This window comes from Ruegeria sp. BG8 (assembly GCF_056538325.1).
Window position 1 is genome coordinate 438708 of the sequence record NZ_JBQFSZ010000002.1, and the last position, 10286, is coordinate 448993.

Genomic DNA, 10286 nt, shown 5'->3' on the forward strand with positions numbered 1-10286 from the left:
GCGGATTCCTATCTCAGTTGTTTTCGTTGTTGATTGTAAAACTCCCACTATTCGTTCCCAGGATTGCACCTCCGATATTATCTCTTGTCTTGATGTCAACACTGACTGAGCCCTGGTAGGCAATACCACCGAATTGGCTCGTGAATCTTTTAGGTAGCGCTTTGTTGAATGCTTCTACGAATTGCCTGCCCTTTTCCTGTTCCAATGTTCCCGCTATCTCTTGAGAGAACTCTTTCAATGACTGGAAATAGTCATCTTGCTTGTTAGAGTTCTCCGGATACTTCAACGAGATTAGTTCCTTATCGCCTTTAGAGAGCGTGTTTCCCCTTTGAACATAGCAACTCGCTTTTCTCCCTTCAAAAAAGAATAAAGCCGGCAGTTCATAGTGCATAACTGACTCTCTATCGTACGGTGAAAAATCATATCGCTTTTTTGTTAGTGAACGTATGTTTCGATCAACTTTCGTTTTGCTCCAAGAATTGGGTGGAGCGCCAAGTTTTTCGTATACTACATCCCAATTAAGCTGTGCCTCGCAATTAGAGTCAGGATGTTGATGTTCATGGTACATACCTAGAGCATGCCCGAATTCATGCAAAACCGTTCCTCTTGTTTCTTTCTTCTTACGATTTGTAAGCGCTCCACGCAGCACTGCTATATTCAGTGTCGGTCGCTTGGCCGACACACTCGAAGCGTCTCTTCCCACAAAGGACCAATTGCCTTGCGATTCAAAGGACACACGAATGTCGGCGGTTTCATCAGAGCAAATTCTCGGTTCACCATCCAATTTACCATCGAATGACAAACCGGGTGCAGCATGTTCCCAATCCGCAATAGTCTCTAGTACGAAAGACTGCGTGCTAGAATCTCCGTCCATGAAGCAAACTTCAACGGGTGTACCGGTTTCCCAAACCTTAGCTCCGTTTATAATGCCATGGAGTGTTGCATCAAGTTCGCTGTTTAGGCTTTCATCTTTGGAAAGGTTCCGAGATTCATTCACAACTCCTTCCACGTTGTGACCTCGAACTTCTGAAGCAAATGCCATCATTACGCAGCCGAGTGAGATGGTCAGTGAAGAAAGCCAATTAGTCAAGTTTTTCACATGATTCTCCTTAAAAAACAGACTTCAAGAAAATGAACTTAGTAAGTATAGCACTTATTCGCTGAAAATATGAGTTTTGCGGATATTCTGAGTATTTAGGTGAACGCCCCAACTTTAAATCTGTTCTGCCTCCCGAGCCAAATCTATCAGGCGCCTACGCTCAGCCCACATCGCCTTAGCGCCCTCAGACTGCCGTTTACGCCCCTCAGGTGTCTTTGCTCCTGTAGAAGCCCCACCGTGACTGTAGCAGCGTGTCTTTCCGTCCATAGGGGTTGCCATGCATGCACCGTCCTTGGTTTTTGCTCCGCATATCTCTGTCTTCATATCTGGCCTCCTATCTGGACGTATCACACACTGGCACTTAGGTTGTGGGTATGAGCCCAGCCGATCCCCCGTTAGCCTTGGAAGTCGCAGCAGGCATTTTGATTGCCTATCTGGTTGTCTTTTTCGCCAAGAGCGCGGTAGCTCACTGGCAGCGGGGCGATGGCAACATGGCAGTGATGATAGGCTTTGCTGTGGCGCTGGTCGGCGGCGGTCTCATTCTTGCTGGTATGGGTACAATAAGCTGGAACTGAATTCCGTCGCGAAGCCGCCAGCAGCAGCCCCAGGAATTGCGCCGGCCACCACGGGGCCAATGGATTTTTCGCCTTGGATGGGCTGACCTATTTTCGCGGCTTGAAGCCATCCCGCGCCTTTCTCAGCCCCCTTTGCCACCGCACGACCCGCAACAGCCCCGCCGGGGCCTCCTGCCTTGTAACCGAGCAAGGTAAGCGCACCCTCCCAGAGCTTTTTTGCGGCCCTAGCGTTTTCGTACCCTGTGCCTGAGTGATTCACTGCACCCGGTGGCGGCACCATGCGATTCAGGGCGTTGGCCAGCCGCATCATCTGGTTGCGTTCTTTCTGACTGAACAAGGTGTTCGCCAGCGGCCGGGTTTGCGGGCTGCTGAAAAAGCTACGGATATTCTCGGATACTTTCTGAGGCCCCCATGGAATAGGGCCTGCGACACCCGGTGTCTCTGTGCCCGGTTTCTGCGCCAAATGCCGGAATGCAGCCTGCCGGACAAGGTTCCATTCATCAGAGCCCTTGCCCAGCGTATCGCGCAGGCTTGCAGCTAAGGACGAATTCATTTTACCGGCCCCCAGCTTTGACGCACCGAACATCCACCGCATGACCTGATCCGGGCTGGCGTCTGCATCGATCATGTCCTGCAAGAATCGCGATCCTGCATCCTTACCCCGGTATTTCTTGGAATAGTCTGCCCAGAGCCTACGAGCCTCTTTTAACGCCCCAAATCCAGCCTCGTTACCATCAAACAGTTTGGCTGTAACCACATCATCAACCCAGGCATCATACTCAGACCTGATGATTGAAAGCGCCCGCTTGTCCTCGGGTTTTGCTTTGGACAGCGATGCATTCAAATCCTTGCGGAATGTCTCAATCAGCCTGAGGGATACGCCGCCCTCACCTTCACCCCGTTTCTGTAGACGGGACATATAGGCGCGGGCATTAGAGTAGATATCAGCCGTGAGGTCTATTTCCTCGTCTGCCAAGCGGCCCTGTACGCGCTGCTCAACGCCTTTAGCGACATTTCCGGGCACAGCAACCCCAGCATCATCAGCGGCCCTGTAGAGCGTTTGTGCGGCGGCCTTCTCGGCCTCACTCATGGATTGCAAACGGGCAGTAACTGCCTGTGAGGCGTCGAACTGATCCGCCGGGATACCGTCGCTCAATTCCTTCGCTACGCCGTCCACAGCGCGACGTGCGGCCATGTCTTGCTGATTGCCGACACGCTGCGCCTTGGACACAACAGCATCAGGACCAACACCACGGCGGGCACGTTCAAAGTTCGCGAAATCATTCACATCGCCTGTGACATTGTGCTTGAAGGCCGGAATGCCGAATTCTTCCATTTCCGCAACGCGGGCTGCAGTGGCAGGATCGATACCGTCATCAATGCCCTTAGAAAACTCGCGGGCGAATGTGTTGCTAACATCGTCTGCTTCATACCCAAGCTGTCTGAGGGCATCCCGACCTGCGGGGGTTATGCCGCCCTCTGGTGTGTAATAGCGGCGGTCGCGGAACAGTTTCGCAACAGGCGTACCGAGCTTCTTTGCGGCCCAGCCCACGACTTTCGCCACAGGGACAGACGCGGCGCCACCTGCAGCACCGCCGATGAGGCCGCCGGGTAGGCGGACCATGCGATTGTCAAACCCTTCGCCCTCCGCGAAACCATAGATTGTACCAACAGTCGCGCCCGTCTTGGCTCCCTGTTTTATGGCCTGCCCCGTGGTCGCTGCCTTTGCTGTATTGCCCAGAAGGGTTGCGGGAACAGCCAGACCGCCGCCCGCCTCTGACACAAAGGACGTAACCGGGAAATCCTGACGGTTCGCATCGATTTTGGCGCGCTCATTCTCTCGTGCAAATGTACCGCCCTCTGGACCAGCGGCCAAACGACCACCCAGATAAGCCGCCTCGTCTGACAAGCCCAAAGTAGCCCCATGACCGGCCATGCGCAGTGCAGCACTGCCCCGGCTGTTGTTCTGCATGTGGTGGCTGGTGAGCATGTCGCGATCCGTCAACTGTCCCGTGACCGGATTTACAATCATGCCCTCAGGCGGTTGCCCATAGGTGCCGTCCGGGTTGCGTTGAGCGCCTTGCGGCTGTGGATCTGAGTGCGAAGGCTTACCGAAAATCTCTGCGGCATAGTCGTACATCTGCGTTTTAGCCGCTGCCTTCTTGGTTCCGAATATCTCGGATGCGTAATCATGTCCCGCCATTAGATACCCACCTCTGCGCGAAGTTGCTGCGCTGCCTGCTGTTTGATAACGGCCTCGTCAGAAAAACCTGCAGCCCGCAACTGCTGCTCAATCTGTTCGCCCCGCTGGTTGATAAGCTTGTCCAAGTCATCCAGCGAACTTAATTCCCAAGGCTTGCCCTGACGGCCCGTTGCCAGCCAGAGATTGTAGCGGGCAACGGCGCGTTTTTGTTGCAGAATGGACTGTTCAAGCTTGGCCTGGAACTCTGTCGGGCTGTCCCCGTCCAGAATGCCCGTTCCTACGCTGGGAAGTTGCTCAAGCAAGCGTTCTGCCTCTTGCGGAGTCACAGCGGCCCCGGATAGCTCTTTCAGGGTGGTGTTGAGGTTGTTGAAAGCCTCGGTTTTGAACTGCGCGAAGTTCGCAACAATCTCTTGCTGCTCTGCCGTGGCGCTGCCCATCTTGTCCAGCAACTGCCCCCATTTCGCACCAATGCGGGTAGAGATTTCCAGATACTCTGGCTTGAACAATTTTCTTGTGTCATTCAACCGGCCCAGCATTGCGCCAGAGTCCAGTATGCGGCCCTCGATGTCATTGGTGGCCTTGGTGCCAAAGCCCTGCTGATTGCCACCGCCGTAAGAAATGGTGGTGCCGTCTGGTGTGGTGACATTGAACCCACCGCCCTTCTTGGCTTGGGCGTACTGAATGCGAGATAACGGCGCGCGTCCGGCCTTGCGTTCCTCGGCTGCGTATCGACCGTATTCATCTGCGGGGGCCGGGGGCGTTGGCATCAGGTTTGGTGCCACAAGTCGGGGGGCCTGCTGGCCGGTCGGATCGATGTAGTATTTGCGGCCATCCGCGAGTTCCTGAATGCTATAATTGGGCCCGGCTTGGTTGCGCTGGCGCATTTCAAGCTCGTATTGCATCTGAATGGCCCGCGCCTGTTGGGGTGTGGTCGATGGATGGGCCAACAGCGCTATGAGGTCACTCGGATCGTTAGAAGCGACCTCAACCATGCTGGGGTTCTGCCCACCACCGAACTTACCGAGCCACTGGTTCGCAAACTCCCCAGCCGACATATGCATGTTGCCGCCATTGAGCATTACCGCGTCATGCCCAACAACATCAGACGCCGGTGTGTTCGGGTTCGCAAGCAACTTGGCCGCGCCGCCTGCGCCCTGCTGGTGAGCAAGGTACAACTCAGCCGCCGTAGGTTCACGGCCAAGAACCTGCCGCAGGTGGGTTGCGTTATCCGCCGCAAGACGGGCCGCAGCTTGCGCAGACGCGTGGGGGTCGGTTTTGTCTGTCAGCCCATACCGCTGAGCCGTGCTATCGATGAACTGGAACATTCCACCGGCAGACGAATTTGGGTTCTGCGCATACTGGTTTCCACCGCTTTCAATCTGGGCGACTTGGTGTAGATACCCTGTAGGCAAGCCGTGCTGCTGTTCCAACTGGCCGAATAGGCCGGTTAGAGACATGGCACCCGGTTTACCAAGCGCAGCCATCGCGCTGTCACCGATTTCCTGCTCAAGGGTACGGTTGGGTAAAGGCCGGGTCGCCCCGCGAGTTCTAGACGCCGCCGCCACAGGAAAGCTCCCGAGACGCGAACCTAAGCGCTTTGCGTGGGTGTCCATCTGTTGTTTTTGCTCCCGCTCCTTTCTGCGCCGGTCCATCAGGGCGATACCCTCCCCCATATGCGCCCCTACGCCGTCACCAGATAGAAGCCCTTTGGACATGGCCAGCAGAAGCGGCGACGCCTCTTGCAAGGCCGAAGCCATTGGGCCAATCCCCAACATGGGTTGAGCGCGCTTCTTGTCGTACATGTGCGTTGCCGCGTTTATTGTTGGTCCCATCTGCATCTAAAAAACTCCCCAAAGCGGCCAATATGCCCAGCGGTGCAACCACCAAACAGGTGCCCCAACACGCCATGCGCACCCATGGATTCGATGCGTTTGTTGGAGTGCTGCTGTTGTCTGGTAAGACCATGTCAATTTAGCCCCCGCTTCGCCTGCTGGTGCGCTTCAATGGCCTCGTCCAGTTGAGCGAGATAATCTCGCAATGCCTCTCGATCCGCGCATAGTATTTCGATGAATCGCTCAGGCTGCGCGTGAAGCACCGCCATCATTCGTGCCATCAGCAGTTGAGAGTTTGCGTAAAGTGCCACAGGGTAGGTTTCTATAACCTCTCCCTCACTGTCCCGTGGTACGTCGATGAACCCAATCATTTCGATCTGCCGTCAACTGCTTATGTGCAAATAGAGGTATCATATTACCACCCATTTCTCAAGAAAAAGCGGCGATTATTGTGGGATATTGCTTGCATTTAAAGGCAGAGTTTCGGTCCCAATAAGGGGCGTTGGGAGAGTGGATTGTGGTATTAGTATTCAAACCCCAATTTCGAGCTTTTTTATTTTTCCTCTAGGTGCTTGGATTGGCCGTTTAGTTCTCCGCTTTCTTTCAGTTTCGCCAGCAGACGTGGATCGTGCGCAGCGATTACCGCCTCGATAGCTTCACCGCATGCTTCAAGAGTTGGTGTGTCCATCAGTTCGTAGAACGGTCCAGACCGCCCAGCGTGCGCTTTCACCAATTCCAGATGAACACGTTGCTTGAAGTCGAGCTCTTTCTCATCATTGAGGCGATTAACACGCTTCAAACCAAGCTGCGGTAACTCAGCCGCTGTCAATTCGCCCGCGTTATCTCTGAAAAACTCGGGGTGCAAGGTTTCGAAGTCGATAGGCGCAGCCCTTTCCAGTTTCCCAATTCTTGACCGTATGCTCATCCCAATCCCTCCACCAAGCGCTGAACGCGACTTTCGAACTCAGCCCGCGTTTCATCTTCTTCCCGTGATGTCTGGCTACCAGCATTCGGGCCCTTCATGATGTACGCCAGTCGTGGCTCACCGCCTTCTTTGGTTTCTTCTTCATCGGTTTGCAGTTCGCATAGGTAGACTGCGTGTGGCTCGGAGCCTCGTTTCCCTCCGGATCTTCCTTCGACTTTTCTGAGGCGTGATTCCAAACTCATTGGCTGTTCCTTTCTTGTGCTTCTTCAACGCGCTCAATGAACGCTGTTTCGGATTCACCCTTTCCCCTGCGAAAAAGGGTGCCGGATTGCCAAATGGTGGCCAGCCGTTCTGTCAGCTTGCCGTCTGGTTTTTTGCTCACAATTGTCCGGTAAATGGTGAGCTTTTCGGGGCCAGTTGGCTGGTCTTTTTCCAGTTTAGTAACGCGACTATGCAATTTCATTTCTGTGCCTCCAACGCTGTGATCCTGCGTTCCAGTTCCGTGGTTTCCAGCACCCGCCTATACTGCTCAACCAGCCCCATGACGGTTGCGCCTTCCAAAGGCGTCACCTCGCCCATTGAAACGGCCTGTAGTACTGCCTGTGCAGCTTCTGACGCTTCTTCGATCGATTTGATATGCGGTAGTTCAAAGCTGACGGGCGCGTCTTTTCTTGTGGGTGCTATTCGCTCCAGACACAGACGCAGAGCCGTGCTATCGCCCTCCAGCGCCATTTCGACCGCCTTTTGAGTGATTGCCTCGGCTTGTCCTTCAAGCAGTTCCTCAACTGCCCGTGTGACCCTGTGGCGGGTTCCACGTGGTTTGCCTGGGTTGCCGGTCGAAAACGTGCCGTCTGGGTTTCTTTCATCCGTATTCGCACCGTATTTTCGGTTGTCGTCACTGCTCATGAGCCCTGCTCCCACTGCTGAGTTTTGCCATTCCACATGCGCCCGTTCGGACCGTGGCGTTCCCATTCCGTCAAGCTTCGCCAGTCATCCAGAGAGACAACCTTGCCGGTCCACGTGCGGGGCCGTCCGCCTACACCAACCTTATCGGGGTGTTCATCTGTCTGCGGAGCCTTGGAAACAGGCGGATTCCGCTCACCCTCATTTTTTGGGTTTTGGCCAAGTGGTGCCGCTACATCCGCTACATTCGCTACATGAGACCTCGATTTGCCGCCCTGTGTAGCGGGTGTAGCGGATGTAGCAGGGGTGCACTGCTGATTTTTGATTTTTGCAAGTGCCGCGCGGGTATCGAAGAATGCAGCCACGGCTCACCCCCTGACGATACGAAAGGCAAGGTTGCGACTAGCCCCGTCAATCACTGTTCCGGCGTCCAACTGGTGCAGCCACCCATGAGATGAAAGAACTGACAGGAGAGACTTAACCTGTGCCGTCTCGCGCATCGAATTGGGTCCGTACAGTACAACGTCGCGGGGCAGAATTGTGTTCGCGTCTCTGCCCAGCTTCAGCGCCTGTTCCGGCCAGCCGTCGATAACCCACTTGCGTAGGCGCTCGGCCTGCTCAATCCTCTCCGTAATCATTGCGGCCTCAGCCAGACGCTTTGCCTCGCGGAGATAGAATTGTGCAAGGTCGATAGCGTCAGCCATCGTCTCAACCGAAACCTCTTGCACGTTGACGTCTTTCCAAAGCGTCAGCACGCCGGCAATCCGCGCCGCCTGTTCCGCGGACTTAGACGCGAAAGACTTGACGTACTCGAAATCGCCACCGCTGCCCTGTGACAGTTCAGTGGCCCGGTAGTATTCAAACAGAATATCCTTTGCAGCTCCGGACAGATGCAGAGCCCGTGGCTTGAGTTCCTGAGGCTTGTCCTCATCAAGGGGCTTTGGGTGATTCAAAAGCGCATTCAGACGGCTGGCCATTGCTACTTTCGCTACATTCGCTACATCGGCATTCGGCCTGTTCAGTCGTGCCCCGATGTGGCTTATGGGTTCGGTTATGAGGAACCGGGCCAAGAAACCCTGACCGGATGCAATCGGATCTGATAGCAGGGGCCTTGCCGCCACTGGCTGAACCATCAAGTGCATGGCCAGCCTGCGACCATAGAGGCTGACAGCGCCATCACCAGCGCGAACCCTGTCAGGTGGCTCACCGTCCCAGAGCTTGGAAAGACCAGCGACGGTTTTCATGCGGTTGTCGCTGTTCATGGCGTGGCCACCTAGAAACCCGCCGCCCTCGTCTGAGAACAAGCCAAGGCTGGGTTGGCCCACAAGGTAGAGCTTTACCAAGCCCTCAATCGTGGGCTCAGAGGCCGTCAGTTTTGGTGATAAGGGTTGCGCGGGCTCCGGCCCCATGGACTTTAAATCGGCCTCGGCTGCTGTCGCCTTGTCTGGTTTGCTACCCGATGCCTCTTTCAACAGCCTGTCACGCTTAGCTGTCCATAGCTTCTGGGCAAGCTGCCACTCCGCCATGTCCTCTTTGTGCTGGGCTGTTTGTTCCCGCTCGAATTCACGCAGGCCATTCATGACCAGCTTGTCACATCCGCTTTTCCGTTCACCCGATTGCGCGACCGTCAGACAGTACAGGGAAGTTGGTGAATACCCGGCCAGGGTTTCAACATCAGCATGAGCCTGCACCGCCAGAGAAGCCACCGACAGGGCCGATTGAGCCGCGATTGCCACCGGAGCTTGTGTGGCTTGCTGCACGGCCAGAACAGCGCCCTTGAGTGGTCCCAGCGCACTTACAGGGTACTCATCACCGCGCGGAATTTCCCGCAGCAGAGGCTGGGGACCTTCTTCAATGAATGGTTTGGGCTGGATCACTGTCATACCTTTGCCCCTTCTTGCAAAATGTCATTCCAGTCCTGCCCGTTAGGTGCGGGCATGGTCGATACTTTCCAGCCTAGGGAATTGGCACGACTGGCTAGCGAATGACCGGCTTCACGCCCGGCTTCGTCGCCATCAGTCGCGATAATCAAATCCGCTGGCCGATCCGGTAGGTTCAGGGCTTTCATTCCCGAGGTGCTGAGAGTTGCCCAGACTGTGACAGGCTCGCTCAGGAGCCCCGACAGCAGCGACAGACCTGTCTCGATGCCTTCACACACCACGAGCGACCCGACAGCCTGTGACAGCACCACAGCACCACCAGCGCAAGGCCCCAGCATCATCTTGGCGTTTTTCTCTAGACGATTGCCCCGCTTGTCGAAGAACGTCCGATGAATGCCACCGGTCGTGGTTTGGGCTACCATAGCCATGCACCACGAGGTCGATGGGCTGTGAAAGATATCCGGTGCGAAGCGCAGAGACCGGGGCAGGTCGCATGTGATACCCCTTCCGCGCAGATATGCCTCGGCCTTGGTGCGTTCGATAGGGAGGCAGGCCTCCCAGATTCCCTGCGCCTGCTTCAGCTTGTTGGCCTCGTATTCTTTGCGCTTCTGATCCGCATCACGTTGCGCCGCCGGATCGATCTGCGCCGAATTAGCCGGAAGGTTGGCCGCGTCTGCGATATCCCGGAAGCCGCAACCGTTCTTGAAACAGTACAACAACAGCTTGCCGCCAGATTCCGAGATAGATAGGGCGTTTTGGTCCTTGCTGAGCCTCCCCCAGTGAACTGGTCCACCGTTATGTTAAGGAAACGGAGGACGACGAATGGCAAACAAGAGACCGAAGCCCGAAGAGATTGTCTCGAAGTTACG

At 55.4% G+C, this 10286-nt stretch carries 12 protein-coding genes; 1 reads left to right on the plus strand and 11 read right to left on the minus strand.

The window, feature by feature from the left end:
- Nucleotides 1-13: 13 nt before the first annotated feature.
- Together ACR0DG_RS07460 and ACR0DG_RS07465 are read right to left on the minus strand one after the other, a co-directional pair.
- Nucleotides 14-1099, minus strand: coding sequence for a M12 family metallopeptidase (locus ACR0DG_RS07460; protein ID WP_480695822.1), 1086 nt, complete (start codon nt 1097-1099; stop codon nt 14-16).
- A gap of 114 nt (nt 1100-1213) precedes the next feature.
- Entirely contained in the window at nt 1214-1423 is a 210-nt protein-coding gene (locus ACR0DG_RS07465; RefSeq protein ID WP_480695824.1) for an HGGxSTG domain-containing protein, read from the minus strand.
- 50 nt (nt 1424-1473) lie between these two features.
- On the opposite strand from ACR0DG_RS07465, the gene ACR0DG_RS07470 reads away from it, so the two are divergent.
- Nucleotides 1474-1674 (plus strand): hypothetical protein, encoded by a 201-nt coding sequence (locus tag ACR0DG_RS07470; RefSeq protein ID WP_480695826.1) that lies wholly within the window; start codon nt 1474-1476, stop codon nt 1672-1674.
- On the opposite strand, the gene ACR0DG_RS07475 is transcribed toward ACR0DG_RS07470, so the two are convergent.
- From ACR0DG_RS07475 to ACR0DG_RS07515, 9 genes are all read right to left on the minus strand, one after another.
- Nucleotides 1637-3877: a hypothetical protein gene (locus ACR0DG_RS07475; protein WP_480695828.1), complete on the minus strand. Its 2241-nt coding sequence runs from the start codon at nt 3875-3877 to the stop codon at nt 1637-1639. The two genes, ACR0DG_RS07470 and ACR0DG_RS07475, sit on opposite strands and share 38 nt — an antisense overlap.
- A complete protein-coding gene (locus ACR0DG_RS07480; protein WP_480707096.1) occupies nt 3877-5679 on the minus strand; it encodes a transglycosylase SLT domain-containing protein in 1803 nt (600 codons plus the stop codon). Before ACR0DG_RS07480 ends, ACR0DG_RS07475 begins: the two co-directional genes overlap by 1 nt.
- 164 nt (nt 5680-5843) lie before the next feature.
- A complete protein-coding gene (locus ACR0DG_RS07485) occupies nt 5844-6080 on the minus strand; it encodes a hypothetical protein (RefSeq protein ID WP_480695832.1) in 237 nt (78 codons plus the stop codon).
- Nucleotides 6081-6262: 182 nt separating this feature from the next.
- On the minus strand, nt 6263-6634 hold the full coding sequence (locus tag ACR0DG_RS07490) for a hypothetical protein (RefSeq protein WP_480695834.1): 372 nt from the start codon (nt 6632-6634) through the stop codon (nt 6263-6265).
- Complete coding sequence (locus ACR0DG_RS07495; RefSeq protein ID WP_480695836.1) at nt 6631-6876, minus strand: hypothetical protein; 246 nt, start codon at nt 6874-6876, stop codon at nt 6631-6633. The genes ACR0DG_RS07490 and ACR0DG_RS07495 overlap by 4 nt, the downstream gene beginning before the upstream one ends.
- Nucleotides 6873-7097, minus strand: coding sequence for a hypothetical protein (locus tag ACR0DG_RS07500; RefSeq protein ID WP_480695837.1), 225 nt, complete (start codon nt 7095-7097; stop codon nt 6873-6875). Before ACR0DG_RS07500 ends, ACR0DG_RS07495 begins: the two co-directional genes overlap by 4 nt.
- Nucleotides 7094-7540, minus strand: coding sequence for a DUF5681 domain-containing protein (locus ACR0DG_RS07505; protein WP_480695839.1), 447 nt, complete (start codon nt 7538-7540; stop codon nt 7094-7096). The genes ACR0DG_RS07500 and ACR0DG_RS07505 overlap by 4 nt, the downstream gene beginning before the upstream one ends.
- A gap of 365 nt (nt 7541-7905) precedes the next feature.
- Nucleotides 7906-9420 carry a YfjI family protein gene (locus ACR0DG_RS07510; RefSeq protein ID WP_480695841.1) on the minus strand — a complete coding sequence of 505 codons (1515 nt, stop codon included), beginning with the start codon at nt 9418-9420 and terminating at the stop codon, nt 7906-7908.
- Nucleotides 9417-10133 (minus strand): toprim domain-containing protein, encoded by a 717-nt coding sequence (locus tag ACR0DG_RS07515; RefSeq protein ID WP_480695843.1) that lies wholly within the window; start codon nt 10131-10133, stop codon nt 9417-9419. The genes ACR0DG_RS07510 and ACR0DG_RS07515 overlap by 4 nt, the downstream gene beginning before the upstream one ends.
- Nucleotides 10134-10286: the final 153 nt, after the last annotated feature.

Excerpts from the sequence above, each read along its gene's own strand:
- ACR0DG_RS07485 (WP_480695832.1), bottom strand. The coding sequence starts at position 6,080 with ATGATTGGGTTCATCGACGTACCACGGGACAGTGAGGGAGAGGTTATA.
- ACR0DG_RS07495 (WP_480695836.1), bottom strand. The coding sequence starts at position 6,876 with ATGAGTTTGGAATCACGCCTCAGAAAAGTCGAAGGAAGATCCGGAGGG.
- ACR0DG_RS07470 (WP_480695826.1), top strand. The coding sequence starts at position 1,474 with ATGAGCCCAGCCGATCCCCCGTTAGCCTTGGAAGTCGCAGCAGGCATT.
- ACR0DG_RS07500 (WP_480695837.1), bottom strand. The coding sequence starts at position 7,097 with ATGAAATTGCATAGTCGCGTTACTAAACTGGAAAAAGACCAGCCAACT.
- ACR0DG_RS07465 (WP_480695824.1), bottom strand. The coding sequence starts at position 1,423 with ATGAAGACAGAGATATGCGGAGCAAAAACCAAGGACGGTGCATGCATG.
- ACR0DG_RS07480 (WP_480707096.1), bottom strand. The coding sequence starts at position 5,679 with ATGTACGACAAGAAGCGCGCTCAACCCATGTTGGGGATTGGCCCAATG.
- ACR0DG_RS07475 (WP_480695828.1), bottom strand. The coding sequence starts at position 3,877 with ATGGCGGGACATGATTACGCATCCGAGATATTCGGAACCAAGAAGGCA.
- ACR0DG_RS07490 (WP_480695834.1), bottom strand. The coding sequence starts at position 6,634 with ATGAGCATACGGTCAAGAATTGGGAAACTGGAAAGGGCTGCGCCTATC.
- ACR0DG_RS07510 (WP_480695841.1), bottom strand. The coding sequence starts at position 9,420 with ATGACAGTGATCCAGCCCAAACCATTCATTGAAGAAGGTCCCCAGCCT.
- ACR0DG_RS07505 (WP_480695839.1), bottom strand. The coding sequence starts at position 7,540 with ATGAGCAGTGACGACAACCGAAAATACGGTGCGAATACGGATGAAAGA.